A 14358-nucleotide genomic window follows, 5' to 3' on the forward strand; every position below is an offset into this window, starting at 1 on the left:
GCGACCATCTTCAGTGTGCGACGTGGTCCGGGATTGCCTGTGAGGCATCGGTCTGGTTTGGTTCCCCGGTTCTGCGAGCGAGTAGTCGCCAGCCGGTCATCGGGGTGCGGCCACGTTTGTCCCGTGGCCACGTGCTGATTTCGCCGAGTCCGTCCGGGATGATGCCGAGGATGTCCGCGGGCGCGAGCTNATCGATCGTCCAGCCGTCGTCGAACAGCTCGCGCAACCATTCTTCGCTGAGTCGGCCCAGATCCGGCGTGCGCGCCCCGGGGCCGGTCGGCGAAACAGAGCACCGCCACCCGGCCGCCGTGACGGCAGACTCGGCGCAGGACGTCCAGGTAGCGCCGTTGCGCTGGCGCGGGCAGACAGTGCAGCAGGCCACTGTCCAACACCGTGTCGACGACCTCGCCGCCGGCGGATTCGGTGACATCCGCTGCGTGGAAGCGCACCGCCAGCCCGCGTGCGGCTGCCTTGTGCCTGGCGCGTTCGATCGCGCTGCGTGCGAGGTCGACGCCGAGGACCTGATGGCCGCGAGCGGCGAGGCCGAGAGCCAACTCCCCAGTACCGCATCCAGCACGGTGCCGGTGCACCATCCAGCGTCGACGAGTTCACCTAGAGCCGGCTGGGGCTCCCCGAGGTCCCACGGGACCCTCCCCCTCCGGTACACTGAAGTGGACCCTGTCGGTTGGACAGGCCGCGGTGGTTTATAGGTGGGGGGCGCCGGGGTGTTATGCCGCTTGCGGTAGCGCTTTGGTTCGAGGGTAGATCTCGTTCGGGGTTTGGTGTTCGAGCGCCTGGTGGCGGCGCTGGGTGTTGTAGTAGTCGAAGTAGGTTCTGAGTCCGGCGCGTGCCTGGGCACCGTCGGTGTGGGCGTGCAGGTGGACCTCCTCGTATTTGACCGAGCGCCACAGGCGTTCAACGAACACGTTGTCCATCCACCGCCCCCGACTGTCCATGCTGATCTTGACGTCTGCGGCAGCGAGTACCCGGGTGAATGCGTCGCTGGTGAACTGGGCGGATTCAACTGGTCGGTGTTGAAGATCTCCGGGGCGGGGTAGGTGGCCAGCGCCTCGGTCAGGGCGTCGACGCAGAAACCGACATCCATCGTGTTCGACAGTCGCCACGACAGGACCTTGCGCGAGTACCAGTCCATGATCGCGACCAGGTAGCCGAAGCCGTGGGCCATCGGCAGGTAGGTCACCTCCGTGCACCAGACCTGGTTCGGCCGGTCGATGACCAGCCCGCGCAGCAGGTACGGGTAGACCTTGTGGCCCGGTGTCGGCACCGAGGTGCGCTTGTGTGGGTACAACGCGACCAGGCCCATGAGCCGCATCAGACACTGCACGTGCTTGCAGCCCACGCCGATGCCCTCGTCAGCCAGGGCGTCGATGAGGCGCCGGCCCAGAAACGGCCGCTGCAGATCTCATCGATACGGCGCATCAGCTCGAGGTCGCGTTCACCCACCGGTCGGGGCTGGTAGTACACCGTTGACCGGGCAACCTGAAGCAGCCGGCATTGGGCCGTGACCGGCAGCTTGCTAGCGCGGTCGATCATGGCTCGTCTCACTTCGGGTCGAAGCGTGTGAACCCGTGATCTAAAAAATCGCGCTCCATGGTCAGCTCACCGATCTTCGCGTGCAGCTCCTTGATCTTCGCCTCGCTCTCGGCCCCACCCGGCCCGGTCCCGGCCACGAAGGCCCCCGCGGCCGAGTCGAGCAGCTGCTTCTTCCAGGCCGTGATCTGGTTCGGGTGCACGTCGAAGTGCTGCGCCAGCTAGGCCAGCATCTGATCTTCCTTCAACACCGCCAGAGCCACCTTGGCCTTGAACTCGGGCGAATGGTTCCTACACTTACCTCGCGCCATGTCGTTACTCCTCCGGCCTCACCGGCCATTATCGAGCAACCCACCACTCAACCCACTGTCCAGAACCCCGGGTCCACCTCTAACCAACCCAAGTCTGGTACCGCTCCGAGGTGGACCTAAACACTGGAAAACCTGGCCGGGACACCGACCGGGAAGCGGTCAACCGCGTGTTCCGCCTGCTCTACGACGTAGTCGCTGAACTTGCCCCCGATATGCAGGTGATCGTCTGTGACCACGCGAATCTCGTCGATGACTGGTTCCAAGATTCTGTGAAACACAACTGGCGACGCGGTGAAAAGCTCATACCCCGTGAATGGATTTCCGAAGCTACCTCGTCGTAAACGGTTGGTGCTACCGGTACTTCAACGGGAGCGCCAGTAGGCAGAGGCCGATCAGAACGAGAAACGCGACGCCCGCGGTGCCGAACATGGCTTGTCGGTGTGTCTTCGCCTTACGAAGCATGACGGCGAGGGCGATCGAGGCGGCACCGCAACCGCCCGGTGCTAGCCAGAGCCAGGTCGGGGCAGGGAAGGCCAGCGCGATCGAGGCGGCGAGGATGAGGCCGCCGAATGTAGCGGCTTGCCAGCGGCCACTACGGGCGCGTTCGAGGTCCTCCTTTGAGACGCGGGGCTGGCCGCTGTACATGAACTGGTTTTCATCACTGGGATCTTGGTTGCTCATAGTTGGTTGTGTTTCCCGTCGAGCCAGTTGATGCTGGAAAAGTCTTCGTCGTCATCGAACCGGACCTGTCGCGCAGGGTGCGGTGTGGGTTCGGGTGCTGGTTCGGCGTTCAGCCGATCGAGCCAGGCGTCGGGATCACGGTCGAGGAGCTCTTGTTCCTCGGCAGGTATCGCTTGTTGTAGGGCGGGAACACGATCCATGTCCGCGGTGAGCACATTGTCGTATAGATGCCGGGTGATGATCTGCCGCGGCGTAACTCGTCCGGCCAGTAGCTCGCGGGCCATCTCCGCGGTCTCGGGATGGTGATGGTCAGCCAGTTTTTCAAGCATCTTCTGCCGGTACTTGGCCAGACGAGGATCAACGAAGGGACCATTGCCGTCATCCGGAATCGAGCTGGTCATCTTATTTCACCCCCGGATTGTGGTAGGGCTGTGGGAGAGGTTTCGCGTTGAACAGGCCACTGGAGATGTATCCATCGATGTTGTCCGCCGCGATACGCACGATGCTCTGTGTTTTCGACTGCAACGAGGTCAGCTCGCCCCAGGCCTTGATGACGTTGCGGATTTCCAGGGTGATCGCGCCACCGGCAGCGAGCGGACCGATGAAGGTCTCGGCGGTGGCGCCTCCCACGGCTGCTTCGACGCCGATCCAGAACACCGTGTCGAAGATCGTGGTGATGGTCCCCTGGACCTCTTTTGCATAGGCCGAAACGCCCACGCGGCATCATGGTACTGCTTGCTGAGTCCGCGTAACGCCTGTTCGTAGTCGTGGAATGTGTTGCCCAGTCCGTCGAAGTATTGATAGGCGGAGTTGGCGGCGTTCCCGGTCCAACTCGAAGTCATGTTCAGCGCGTTCGATTGAATGTCGGTTCCCATCGCCGCACAGCATCCAGCGACGGCATCGAGAGCCTCGCTCATCTTCGCGATCGATTTCCATCCCCGACGAGCGCTTTGGTGGCTTCGGCGGCTGGGTTGAAACCGAACGCGAGGTCGAGGCCTTTCTGGATCATCGTTCCCGGGCTCAGGTATCCGCTGATGGTGTTGATGACCTCGAATGGATCTTCGAAGTCTTGAGGCTCGCCCGGTGGTTTGAGTTTCCCGGCGGCGTCCTCTTTCGCCATGATCGGCCCGGCCTGGTTGCTGCCCTGAAGCCAGGGCATACCGCGTTGTGGGGGCGCAGGCGCGCTGGGATAGGTTGCATCGAGTTTCGCTGCTTGTTCGCGCTCGGTGCGCTCGTACATCGTGGTGGTCTGCCGCATCGCGTCGGAGCAGTCTTCCAGCAAGCTCGACATCCGTTGCCCGGCATCACGCACTTGTGCGCTGGTTTGCTCGGCTTTTGGATCGATCTCACCGAAGAGGCCGCTGGCGCTGCCGGCTGCCGGGCCGTTGAGGTTCGTGGCGACGTATTTGTCGATGGAACCGGCAGTCTCGTGTGCTTGCTTGAGCAGGTTCGTGTACAGCTGCAAGGCCGTCGTGTTGACTTCGAATCCCAACTCTCCCCCTTTGGTTCCTACTTGCCCCGTATAAGCCGAGAAATCACAACTCTTGCAAGCGATGTCGCGGTGTCGCAAGCCTTGGTCGTATCGCCTGGCATTCCGGTAAAAACGCCCAACTCCACACGTGAGGTCTGCCCGACCCTGATTGCGGCCACGCAGGAGCTGGATTGACTGACCAGCTGTCCTGGTTTCCCGGCAACCTGCAGTGGCCGCACCGAATCGTAGGTCTTCGGTAGCCGATGGTCGTTCGGGTCCACCAGATCGCCCACTCCCGGGCCTTCCACCAGCGATTCCGTCACATGAAACCCGTCGCCGCGGTACCGGCACGCCCGCGCGCCAAGAGCGTCCTTCCGCTCTCCAGCTCCTACACCAAACTGTTTCACCTCGGCCGCGGTCAACGAACACGGATCGGCGCCAGCCAGGACCGTGCTCGGCGTCGACGTGGTCGCTGGTACTGGCATATCGGAATCGGAACATCCCGCTGTAAATCCGGCAACGAGTGCCGCGATCCCAACGCCGACTGCTACACGCCTTCGCATCGAATTAGCCTCTCATACGGTCGGCGGGAGCAATGGGGTGTAGTGAGGTCGCCTGTTCACAAAGCACATCGAGTTGTTCGGCGAAGGCGTCGCTGGTGGCGGGGAGGCAGAACAGGTAGCGGTCACCGTGGTGGTTGGTGTGCAGGGTGTTGAACCAAGTCCCTTGGCGTCCGGTAACCACGCCGAGTGCGGTTGGTGATTCGTGGACGCGTCCGCCGCGATCGCGGGTTTGGACGAACACTTCGCCGCCACCGTCGTGATCGGTGATCAGGGCGTGGATCAGGTTGAGGTCGTCGTCGGCGCGGGTGTAGTTGTTGTCCACGAAAATGTCACTGACCGCGGGCTCGGGCACCGGTTTGTCCAGCGGGTACCAGATCGGGGCGAACTCGGCTGGTTCTCCGAGGGGGAGCTCGGCATCCAGCGCCTTGACCAGCCCGTCGGTATTGATCTGGCGGATATAGACCCCACCTTTGGCGTATGCGGCGAGCACAGCCTCGGGGCCACGCCGGGCAGCGATGGCGTTCCACTGTTCGTCTCCTGCGGCGAACCATCCGAAGTATGCCAGCTCGGGCTGGCACAGCGCCTCGAACGTAACCGCGACATCCCGGTCGAGACGACCGTTGGGTTCCAGCAACCCGGCCTTGTCCAGAGTCTCCAGCGAGGCGCGGGTGGCTGCGCGGTCCTCGCTGCTGTCGCGCCATACCGGTGTGCCGCGCAGCACGCGTGGCAATTCACCGATACCGAAGTGCGTGAGCGCGCGTTCGAGGTCGGCGCCCACGCACAACAGTTCCCCCTTGGGAAGCACCGCTATGATCCTTCGTCTGTTTTCGGGGGTGTCTCGACTTCACCGATGACCGGCGGCGGGGTCCTCGGAAGGTCCCCGACGATCTCGTTACCGTTCTCCCTGCTGACCAGGTAAGACTTCTGCTCGTGCTCCTTGTCGTCCTGCTTCCCACGGCCAGTACCGGTCATCGGCGTTCCGCTCGCGCCAGGACGCCCCGCTGTTTCGGCCGGTTTAGGAGCTCGCGGGCGCCGCTATAGTATTTGCACGCAACTGCGCGCAGCCCTGTGTGCTGCACGTTTAGGTTCGCATCCTGTTGGGCAGACAGCAGCGCAAGGACCTTGCGGTGTCTTGTCGAGCTGCGGAGAAGCCCGTAACTCTTTGGGGCGTTCGGCCCAGCCGATGCGCAAATCGTACGCAGCGTCACCTTGAAGAGGGCGTGTTTCGGCCTGGACAGGTCAGTTGTCATCTTGCGGCGTTGTCATCACCATAATTGCGGCTCTGCTGATCCCGGGTGCGGGCGCACCGCAGGGACCCCGCCGACCTGGTTCCCGCCCGCAGCGAGCGAGGATTCCCAGACGCACTCTGAGAGCCCGTTGCTGAACCTATTTGGTGAGGCGTCGGCTGGTGATGCGGATCATGTTCTAGTGGACCATTGCTTCGTGATGTTCGGGTAGGTGTTCGTGGTCGCGGGCGTATCGTCGGTGGCGGGTGATCCAGCTCAGCGTCCGTTCCACCACCCGTTGTTTGGGTAGGACCTGGAATCCGTTGACGTCGTCGGATCGTTTGACGATGGCCACCGTGATCCGCGCTGTGGTCTTGGCCCAGTCCAGCAGCTTGCCCGCGTAGCCGCCATCGGCCCAGACCAAGCGCATACGTCGACACGAGGCGGCCAACATGGCCAGCAGGGGCCGAGCACCGTCGCGGTCCTGCACCGATGCGGCGGTGACTATCACGCACAACAGCAGTCCCACTGTGTCCACGGCGATGTGGCGTTTGCGGCCGTTGATCTTCTTGCCCGCGTCGTAGCCGCGACTGGGACACGCGACGGTCTCGGCGGCTTTCACCGACTGGGAGTCGATGATCGCTGCTGTGGGCTCGGCCGTGCGGCCCTCGCGTCATCGCACCCGGTCTCGCAACTCGTCGAGTACCTGCTGGGTGACGCCCGCGGCTTCCCAGGCGGCGAAGTAGTTGTAGACCGTGGACCACGGCGGGAAATCCGTTGGCAGTGCTCGCCATTTGATGCCGTTGTCAACCAGGTAGAAGATCGCGTCCACGACCGCCCGGCGGCAGTGTGTCTCCCGTCGACCGCCCTTACCCGCCAGCCACGGCGGATCAGGCAGCAGCGGATCGATGACCGCCCACTGCGCATCGGTTGTGTCCGACGGGTACCGGCGAGCACGACCCGCATCGGACACCTGATGGAACAGGGCCAAACGACAACACGCACTGCCCAGCCCGACCCCACCGGACGCGGTACGCCACGATAACAATAGAACTCCTGGTAGAACGGCGCTTCAGCACCGCTCGACCTACCAGGAGCTCCCTCACCATCAACAACGACACGCCCACCCAGGACCAGTTCAGAAACGGCCCCTAAGGCCACGCCGCGGTGCGACGATATGGACCTGGTAGCCCTGGGGGCTAGGAGGGCGGGGGTCTATCGCGGTGTAGGCAGCTGGCTGAATTGGGCACCCGGGCGTTGCTGGTCGAGCGGGACCGGCGGCCCACCGGGCACGCGGATCGGGGTTCTGATCGCTACCGGCCAAACACCATGGGAGTACGGTTTGTTAGGCCCGTTCTGCGGTGAACACGGTGTGCATGGCCTTTTCATTGGTGTACACACGGAAATCGGTGAAGCCTGCCTTGTCGAGCATCCGTTCGTAGGTCTCAATCGAATGGGTCTCTCCGGTAACCGTCATCGTGAGCATGATTACCGAGAACAGGTATGAACCCGGATTGGTCTTGGGTGTGTCGTCCCTCGTGCGAGTATGTCCGGAAATAGCAATGCGCCCACCAGGACGAACTGCCTCCGCCACGCGCTGTAGGAGTTTGATCGCCTCGTGCTCGGCGAAATGATGCAGGACGTTGGTCACCATGGCGATGTCGTACGGGCCGCCAAGGGCCACCTCGAACATGTCGCCGGCAAGTGGTGTCCACCTGTCGAGTAGGCCGAGGTGTTCGGCGTTCTGCTTCGTGTACTTGAGTACATGCGGCCAGTCGAGACCGGTGATACGAGCCTTTGGCTCGCGTTGAGCGAAGAAGAATCCGTAGGATCCGTGACTGCAAGCGACGTCCAGGACCCGTGCCGAATCTTGCTTCACGGCCCAGGGAACCAGTTCCTCGGCCATCAATGTGGCAGCGCCATTTTGGAACCAGTTCATGTGCGCGGCAAAATCTTCCCAATAGGAGAAGTCCGGACTCAGTGCATTTTCGTTCATAACGGTTCCACCGTTGCGGACCGCCTCAGCCAGTCGCCACTGCGCCTCCCATTCCCATCGGCTGACACCGATCTTCATCGCCGAACCGAAATACTGTTCCCCGCTGCTCACCAGGTAGCGTTCGCCGCCCTCCGGGAGCAGGAAACCACCGCTGTTGGACTCAAGAAGATCTATGGCGACCAGAGCATCCAGCAGGATACGTGTGCCGCGCGGATCGGCATCGATTTCGACGGCAATCTGCGATGGGCTGTTGGCGCCCCGATGGATGGCGTCGAAAACCCCCATGTCGAATGCGGTGCGCAGGAGGCTGGTCTGTACATATCCCCGCATAATGCCATGTAGAGACTTGGACGTCACCGTCGATGCAGTCATCAGTTTTCCTTAACGATGAAGAGGAGATTTCGCGGTAACGATGGGGCATCTCGTTCGAGAAGGAATCCAAGCTCGATGGAGCCCGGCACACTTCGAACCCTTGGTTGCGACTAGGGCAGGGAGATCAGAACTGGATCGACCCTCGAACACCGTGCCACATGCTGACCTCGCTCGCACTTTCGTGAACGGAGGACGAAATGGCCGCACAAGCGGATTCGCCGGAGCTGTCGGACAGCGAACTGCTGTACCTTCGCGTTCAGTCCTTTTATGCGTGGCAAATGCAGTTACTCGATTCGGGAAAGGTCGAGGACTGGGCGGACACCTTCACTGAGGACGGTGTGTTCGATGCGGCCGGGCTCCCGAAGCCGGTCTCCGGCCGCGAGCGTATCCGTGAAGGGGCCCGGCGGGCGGCCGAGGATCGGGTGAACAGCGGAGTAACGCATCGGCATTGGCTCGGCATGCTCACTCTCGAACGGCGAGCTGATGACGCGGTGTTCGCACGAAGCTACGCGTTGGTCATCGAAACTCTTCGAGGTGGGATACCGACATTGCACCGCAGTACGGTCTGTGAAGACGTGCTGGTGTCGAATGGAAGCGGGTGGCTCATTCAGAAACGTCTTGTCAGCCGCGATGACCTGGACTGATCCAGCTCGATGGCCGGTAGGGGGAAGGTGGCGCGAAGTTCGCCAAATGACCCCGCGGTACCGGCAGCCGAAATCGATCGTATGATGCGACCGCCTTGTTGACGGCGTCGATACGTGATTCCGCCCCCAACTTACGGAAGATGTTCCGCATATGGCGTTTGACCGTGCCTACGGCGATCACGAGATGCTTGGCGATCTCCTCGTTCCGCATTCCTTGCGCCACGAGCAACAAGATCTCCTCTTCGCGTCGCGAGATCCTTATATTCCGCTCTATCGCATTCCCCACTGCCGACTCGTTCGACCGAGTCGGGAGTATCCGTTGAGCTGCTATGTATCGGATGGTGGTGACAAGTTCTATTCGCGTTATGCTCTTGATAAGGCAATCGGATATGCCGAGCAGCCGAAGACGTTCGGTGGTTAACTGATCGAGATGGGACGTGAGCACGACGATACGGCAATTCGGGGAGATCTCACGCATTCTACGGATGCCTCCCGGAACGGAACCAAAGAATATACTGATGTTCAACAAGAGAATATCAGGCAGGCTTCTCGCCAGTAACGAGCATGCCGAGTACTCAGAATTCGCGGTCCCGAGAACGAGGATATCGGACTCGACCGAGAGTCCGTACTGCAAGGCATCGGTGAACAGCTTGTCGGGGTCGACGAGTAAGACGGATATCTCGCGACAGCTCTCTCCCATATGCTGCTCCTCCAGAAAGCGCGCCGGGTCGAGACCTTGTGGAATGTATTGTCGTCAAGCTTGGTGGTTGCGAGTACAGGTTTCGTGGTGCTCATCAGTAGGTCGCAGCGTAGCGCTCATCTTCTCCCAGTACGCTTCCGCGTAGCAAGGACTCGTGGAGTTCCTGCAATTCCCTTGACGGCTCCAGCCCCAGCTCTTCACGGAGCACCGCACGCATCCTTCGATACGCCTCGAGTGCATCCGCCCGCCTTCCCGTAACACTCAGCGACACGATGAGCTTACCGTGTAACCATTCGTTAAGCGGATAGACGCTGATCAGCGAACGCAGTTCCGGGATGAGTTCATCGTACCTGCCCAGCCGCAGGTCGGTTTCGATGCGCATTTTCAATGCCTCGAAGCGCTCCTCGGCCAGTCCCGCGACATCGATCTCGAGCACCGGACCCAGCGAAACATTGGCCAACGGCTGACCACGCCACAACTCCAGGCTTTTGCGTATGGACGTGGCGGCTTCCTCGAATCGACCAAGGGCAAGCTGCTCCCTGCCATACGCGCATAGTGCGCGAAATCGATGCACATCCGTCTGATTCGGTTCGAGATCGAGTAGATATCCAGGCGTTCTTGTCTTGACCAGCTGTTCCGCGTCACCCTCGTTGGCTTTTGCGAGTATTCTTCGGATTTGATAAATGTAAGTTTGCGTTGTCGTAACCGCGCTTCGCGGTGGATTGTCTCGCCATAATTCCAAGATGAAAGTATCGATGCTCACATACTTGGGGCTTCGAAGCGCCAGGAGCGAGAGAACATTCCGAACTTTCGGCGCCGCCACCGGAAGAAGTCTAGAAGTTGACGTAACCTCAAGTGAGCCCAATAGGTTGAATTGTAGCACCCCAGTGCCTCCCCAGTGTCAAGAATCATGACCGCTATCGATAGCAGCACATCGGTTAGAGTTGTGCAATATTAGTTGTCGACAACAATCTCATAATTACTCCATGTGAGTGATCGTGCTACAACCAAAGTAGTATTCCTTTGGGTGACAACCGAATCGATGGATAGCTGTCGATTGCATCGCTGTGTCGTGCACTGGTCACCATACGATGCGACGCTTGTGTGCCGGTCCGGTGCGAACGTGATCTCGAACTGATCTCCATTGTTCATGGAAGTCGAGCTGTGAAGCTCTCACAGAGGATCTACTGGGAAGAGGGCAGGACCATTATGGCGGTATCGGTGTGGGGTTATTTGGATGAGTACCGCGAAGAACGTGCAGATCTGCTGGATGCGGTCGACACCGTGTTCGGATCGGGTCAGTTGGTACTCGGTCGTAGCGTCACGAAGTTCGAGGATGCGTTCGCTGAGCATCATCAGGTTCGCCATTGTATCGGGCTGGACAACGGGACGAATGCCATCGCGCTCGGACTGCGGGCGATGGGAGTGGGCGAGGGCGACGAGGTGATTACGGTTGCCAATACCGCCGCACCTACGGTCGTAGCCATCGATACCGTCGGTGCCAAACCGGTCTTCGTAGATGTGTCCCCGGATACCTATCTGATGGATGTCAGTCAGGTCTCACGGGTGATCACGGAGCGGACCAAATGTCTGCTCCCGGTACACCTGTACGGGCAATGTGTGGATATGACAGCGTTACGTAACGTAGCCGTCCGGTATGAGTTGCCGATTCTGGAGGATTGCGCCCAGTCGCACGGAGCACGCCAGTATGGCGAGATCGCCGGTTCGATGGGAAACGCCGCGGCTTTCTCGTTCTATCCGACGAAGGTGCTCGGAGCGTACGGAGATGGAGGGGCGACGATCACCTCGGACCCCACCATCGCCGCGAACCTCAGACGGCTCCGTTACTACGGTATGCACGAGCGTTACTACGTCGTCGCCACCCCTGGCTTCAACAGTCGTCTCGATGAAGTCCAAGCGGAGATCCTGCGTCGCAAGCTTGCCAGGTTGGACGGCTATATCGCACGTCGGCGCGCCATCGCACAGCGCTATGCCGCAGGGCTTGCCGATACGGGGCTCGTTCTCCCGTACGTGGAAGCGGGCAATGAGCACGTTCACTATCTTTATGTAATCCGCCATGTTGCCCGGGACGAGATTATCGGGGCAATGCGCAGCTACGGCGTCAACCTCAATATCAGTTATCCGTGGCCGGTACATACCATGACCGGGTTCGCACATCTTGGGTACCGGGAGGGATCGCTTCCTGCGACAGAAGAGCTTGCGAACGAGGTTTTCTCGCTGCCGATGTATCCGAGTCTCTCCGAGCGGGAGCAGGACAAGGTCATCAATGCCTTGCGTGAGGTGCTGCTCGGGCTGGGGCGCTGAGCGGACTACGGAACATGGCGCACAGGCGCGGTGCGGGGAATGCCCCGGAGTACCGACAACCTTGAAGGACCACCATGACGAATGTTCGAGTCGCTGTTGAGAGTCCAGAGGATATCCGCGATGCGGTACGGTTGGCGGAATCTGCGGCCTGCGTGAACGGTGCCCAGTTCGAATCCGTATCCGAATTTGACCAGTGGTTCAGCGAACGGCGATCAGCGAACCGGTTCACCGTCGAGCGAATCCCATTTTCCGCGTTGGACAAGTGGTATTTTTCGGAGCCTGGCGGAAACATCGTGCATGACAGTGAACGGTTTTTCACGGTTTCCGGGTTGCACGTGCACAGCAGTGATCGCCCTGAGGCCGAATGGTCGCAGCCGATCATCAACCAGCCGGAGATCGGGATTCTGGGCATCCTCATCAAAGAGTTCGACGGGGTGCTGCACTGCCTGATGCAGGCGAAGATGGAACCCGGCAACGTCAACCTGTTGCAGCTTTCCCCGACGGTACAGGCGACGCGAAGCAACTACATCGGTGTGCACCGGGGTGCCCAGGTGCGGTATCTCGACAGTTTCGTCGCGCCGCGGTCCGGTCGGGTGATCACCGATGTCCTTCAGTCGGAACACGGTGAATGGTTCTTCAGGAAACGCAACCGCAACATGATCATCGAGGTTACCGAGGAGGTGGCATTACACGAGGATTTCTGTTGGCTCACCATCGGGCAGATCCACGAACTGCTCCGTATCGATCACGTCATCGGCATGGATACGAGGACAGTGCTGGCCTGTGCTCCGATGGTCGGCGTGGAGCTGGAGACTGTGCAGGAGTCGGCATCGACTGGCCATTCGGACCGCGACGTGTCCGGGGGAAGGAGCGGCTTGCTCGATGTGCTGAGCCGGTTCACCGAGGGAAAGGCGCGCCGTGATCTGTCCGTATCGCCGATCGATCTGATGGATGTCCACGGGTGGGTGCGATCCGAAACCGGTATCACAGCCGAGGTTGCCGGTGATTTCAGTGTGCTCGCCGTCGGTGTCGAGGCGGGGAGCCGGGAGGTCAGCCGCTGGACACAGCCGCTGTTCGCCCCGTCCGAAACGGGCCTGATCGCCTTTCTGATCAAGTACGTCGACGGTGAGCTCCACGTACTTGTACATTCCCGATTCGAGCCCGGACTACTCGATTTCGCGGAATTCGGTCCGACCGTCCAATGTGTTCCCGAACGGGAAATGGCCCGTTCACCGAGTGAGCGACCACCGTTCTTCGATGAGGTGTTCACTCCGGCGCCGGAGCGGATCCGATTCGACACGGAACTCTCCGAGGAGGGCGGTAGGCTTTACCATGCCTGTGCTCGGTACCGCATCGTCGAACTGGCCACGCCACTCGATGTCCTGCCAGAGGATTACGCTTGGCTGACACTCGGACAGCTCAGTGTCCTGTTGCGGCACAGTCAGTACCTCACGGTGCAGGCACGCACCCTGATCGCCTGTCTCAGTTCCGTGCGATGACCGAGGAACTCACTGCTCGGCGGAGCACAGGGCCGCGATGGTTCGGTCGAGACCGGCTAGCAGTCCGACGCGAGGGTGCCATCCGGTCGCGTGGCGAAACGCGGTGCAGTCGTATTCGACGCCGATGAGATCGCTGGCTGCGGCGGTATCGGGAATGTCGACGGAGCTCAAAGATACCGGTGAACCTCCGGACTTGGCCGCGACGAGTTTCGCGATGCTGCCGAACAACTCGGCGAGCGGGGTTCCCATGCCGCTTCCGACGAGGTAGTGCTCGCCGGCCAGATGATCGCCATACCGCATGGCACAGACGAAGGCACGGGCCGCGTCCTCGACGAATAGCAGGTCGCGCGTGACTGTTCCATCGCCCCACATCGGCAGCGATTCGCCGGCGATCGCCTTGCGGATCATCGTGGTGACGACACCGCGGTCGGTGGCGCTGGGAACCGGGCCCGGTCCGAACACCGTGGCAAGGCGCAGCGCGATGGCGCGGACGTGACCGGCGCGGTGTGCCTTTTCGAGTGCTTGTTCGGCGGCGAGTTTCTGTGCGTCATAAGCATTGTCCGGCGCATCGGGCTCGGTCCCGTCGATACGCCCGATTCCCGCGGTGCCGACCTGGGATCCGGTTCCGGCTTGCACGATCAGCGGAGCGCGGCGGGTTCGGGAGAAGAGATCGATAAGCTCGAGAACCATACCATGGTTGATCCGCTCGGCGTCGATCTCGGCCGCCCGCGTCGTGATTCCGGCCAGGTTCAGCACTACATCGGCGTCGCGTACGGCCTCGGCGAGCTGCCGGGGATTCGTCAGATCCGCGACCCGCCATTCCGGGCGCTGGCTTCGTCCGGACGGCCGGGCGGACCGAGTCACGGCGCGCAGGCGTACCGGCAACGGGATGCACGCGGTGAGTACGCCCGCGCCAAGAAAACCCGATGCGCCGAGTACGACGACCAGGGGAAGTGCGCTCTCGGCGTTATGGTCAGGAACGACATCCGACATGGTCGGTATTCTAATGGAAATGTTCG

General features: G+C 61.2%; 14 protein-coding genes and 3 pseudogenes. 4 read left to right on the forward strand and 13 right to left on the reverse strand.

The window, feature by feature from the left end; all coding sequences use genetic code 11:
• Together A37U_RS55300 and A37U_RS48315 are read right to left on the reverse strand one after the other, a co-directional pair.
• A partial coding sequence (locus A37U_RS55300; protein WP_476707422.1) for a class I SAM-dependent methyltransferase occupies positions 1-593 on the reverse strand: 593 nt, incomplete at its 3' end.
• Between the two features lie 135 nt (positions 594-728).
• Positions 729-1862 (reverse strand): annotated as a pseudogene (locus A37U_RS48315) (IS3 family transposase).
• Between the two features lie 95 nt (positions 1863-1957).
• Here A37U_RS48315 and A37U_RS49670 point away from each other — a divergent pair.
• Positions 1958-2203 (forward strand): annotated as a pseudogene (locus A37U_RS49670) (DUF3732 domain-containing protein); the annotation flags it as partial.
• 10 nt (positions 2204-2213) lie between these two features.
• Here the strand turns inward: A37U_RS49670 and A37U_RS0114065 are convergent.
• The 8 genes and pseudogenes from A37U_RS0114065 to A37U_RS0114095 all read right to left on the reverse strand — a co-directional run bounded on the left by A37U_RS0114065 (position 2214) and on the right by A37U_RS0114095 (position 8171).
• Positions 2214-2543 carry a hypothetical protein gene (locus A37U_RS0114065; RefSeq protein WP_020497284.1) on the reverse strand — a complete coding sequence of 110 codons (330 nt, stop codon included), beginning with the start codon at positions 2541-2543 and terminating at the stop codon, positions 2214-2216.
• Complete coding sequence (locus A37U_RS0114070; RefSeq protein WP_020497285.1) at positions 2540-2944, reverse strand: hypothetical protein; 405 nt, start codon at positions 2942-2944, stop codon at positions 2540-2542. The genes A37U_RS0114065 and A37U_RS0114070 overlap by 4 nt, the downstream gene beginning before the upstream one ends.
• Position 2945: 1 nt before the next feature.
• Entirely contained in the window at positions 2946-3260 is a 315-nt protein-coding gene (locus A37U_RS0114075; RefSeq protein ID WP_020497286.1) for a hypothetical protein, read from the reverse strand.
• Positions 3261-3456: 196 nt separating this feature from the next.
• The gene (locus A37U_RS0114080; protein WP_020497287.1) at positions 3457-4035 is read right to left on the reverse strand and encodes a hypothetical protein; all 579 of its coding nucleotides are present in this window, start codon (positions 4033-4035) and stop codon (positions 3457-3459) included.
• Between the two features lie 546 nt (positions 4036-4581).
• A complete protein-coding gene (locus A37U_RS0114085) occupies positions 4582-5382 on the reverse strand; it encodes an ESX secretion-associated protein EspG (protein ID WP_020497288.1) in 801 nt (266 codons plus the stop codon).
• A gap of 2 nt (positions 5383-5384) precedes the next feature.
• Complete coding sequence (locus A37U_RS51495) at positions 5385-5549, reverse strand: hypothetical protein (protein ID WP_157182825.1); 165 nt, start codon at positions 5547-5549, stop codon at positions 5385-5387.
• A gap of 453 nt (positions 5550-6002) precedes the next feature.
• A pseudogene (locus A37U_RS43680) lies at positions 6003-6776 on the reverse strand (IS5 family transposase).
• A gap of 372 nt (positions 6777-7148) precedes the next feature.
• Positions 7149-8171 (reverse strand): class I SAM-dependent methyltransferase, encoded by a 1023-nt coding sequence (locus tag A37U_RS0114095; RefSeq protein WP_040587700.1) that lies wholly within the window; start codon positions 8169-8171, stop codon positions 7149-7151.
• Between the two features lie 197 nt (positions 8172-8368).
• Between A37U_RS0114095 and A37U_RS0114100 the strand changes: the two genes are divergently transcribed.
• Positions 8369-8815 carry a nuclear transport factor 2 family protein gene (locus A37U_RS0114100; RefSeq protein WP_020497292.1) on the forward strand — a complete coding sequence of 149 codons (447 nt, stop codon included), beginning with the start codon at positions 8369-8371 and terminating at the stop codon, positions 8813-8815.
• On the opposite strand, the gene A37U_RS43685 is transcribed toward A37U_RS0114100, so the two are convergent.
• Together A37U_RS43685 and A37U_RS43690 are read right to left on the reverse strand one after the other, a co-directional pair.
• The gene (locus A37U_RS43685; RefSeq protein ID WP_020497293.1) at positions 8793-9515 is read right to left on the reverse strand and encodes a response regulator transcription factor; all 723 of its coding nucleotides are present in this window, start codon (positions 9513-9515) and stop codon (positions 8793-8795) included. The genes A37U_RS0114100 and A37U_RS43685 overlap by 23 nt on opposite strands.
• A gap of 94 nt (positions 9516-9609) precedes the next feature.
• Complete coding sequence (locus A37U_RS43690) at positions 9610-10338, reverse strand: AfsR/SARP family transcriptional regulator (protein WP_169526870.1); 729 nt, start codon at positions 10336-10338, stop codon at positions 9610-9612.
• Between the two features lie 386 nt (positions 10339-10724).
• Between A37U_RS43690 and A37U_RS0114115 the strand changes: the two genes are divergently transcribed.
• Both A37U_RS0114115 and A37U_RS0114120 read left to right on the forward strand, forming a co-directional pair.
• A complete protein-coding gene (locus tag A37U_RS0114115; protein WP_020497295.1) occupies positions 10725-11840 on the forward strand; it encodes a DegT/DnrJ/EryC1/StrS family aminotransferase in 1116 nt (371 codons plus the stop codon).
• 74 nt (positions 11841-11914) lie between these two features.
• The gene (locus tag A37U_RS0114120; RefSeq protein ID WP_026197214.1) at positions 11915-13339 is read left to right on the forward strand and encodes an NDP-hexose 2,3-dehydratase family protein; all 1425 of its coding nucleotides are present in this window, start codon (positions 11915-11917) and stop codon (positions 13337-13339) included.
• 9 nt (positions 13340-13348) lie between these two features.
• On the opposite strand, the gene A37U_RS0114125 is transcribed toward A37U_RS0114120, so the two are convergent.
• Positions 13349-14332: an NAD-dependent epimerase/dehydratase family protein gene (locus tag A37U_RS0114125; RefSeq protein WP_020497297.1), complete on the reverse strand. Its 984-nt coding sequence runs from the start codon at positions 14330-14332 to the stop codon at positions 13349-13351.
• Positions 14333-14358: the final 26 nt, after the last annotated feature.

Origin of the sequence: Sciscionella marina DSM 45152 (assembly GCF_000379465.1) — a bacterium.
GTDB lineage: Bacteria > Actinomycetota > Actinomycetes > Mycobacteriales > Pseudonocardiaceae > Sciscionella > Sciscionella marina.

Excerpts from the sequence above, each read along its gene's own strand:
- A37U_RS0114065 (WP_020497284.1), bottom strand. The coding sequence starts at position 2,543 with ATGAGCAACCAAGATCCCAGTGATGAAAACCAGTTCATGTACAGCGGC.
- A37U_RS0114070 (WP_020497285.1), bottom strand. The coding sequence starts at position 2,944 with ATGACCAGCTCGATTCCGGATGACGGCAATGGTCCCTTCGTTGATCCT.
- A37U_RS51495 (WP_157182825.1), bottom strand. The coding sequence starts at position 5,549 with ATGACCGGTACTGGCCGTGGGAAGCAGGACGACAAGGAGCACGAGCAG.
- A37U_RS0114095 (WP_040587700.1), bottom strand. The coding sequence starts at position 8,171 with ATGACTGCATCGACGGTGACGTCCAAGTCTCTACATGGCATTATGCGG.
- A37U_RS0114100 (WP_020497292.1), top strand. The coding sequence starts at position 8,369 with ATGGCCGCACAAGCGGATTCGCCGGAGCTGTCGGACAGCGAACTGCTG.
- A37U_RS43685 (WP_020497293.1), bottom strand. The coding sequence starts at position 9,515 with ATGGGAGAGAGCTGTCGCGAGATATCCGTCTTACTCGTCGACCCCGAC.
- A37U_RS0114115 (WP_020497295.1), top strand. The coding sequence starts at position 10,725 with ATGGCGGTATCGGTGTGGGGTTATTTGGATGAGTACCGCGAAGAACGT.
- A37U_RS0114120 (WP_026197214.1), top strand. The coding sequence starts at position 11,915 with ATGACGAATGTTCGAGTCGCTGTTGAGAGTCCAGAGGATATCCGCGAT.
- A37U_RS0114125 (WP_020497297.1), bottom strand. The coding sequence starts at position 14,332 with ATGTCGGATGTCGTTCCTGACCATAACGCCGAGAGCGCACTTCCCCTG.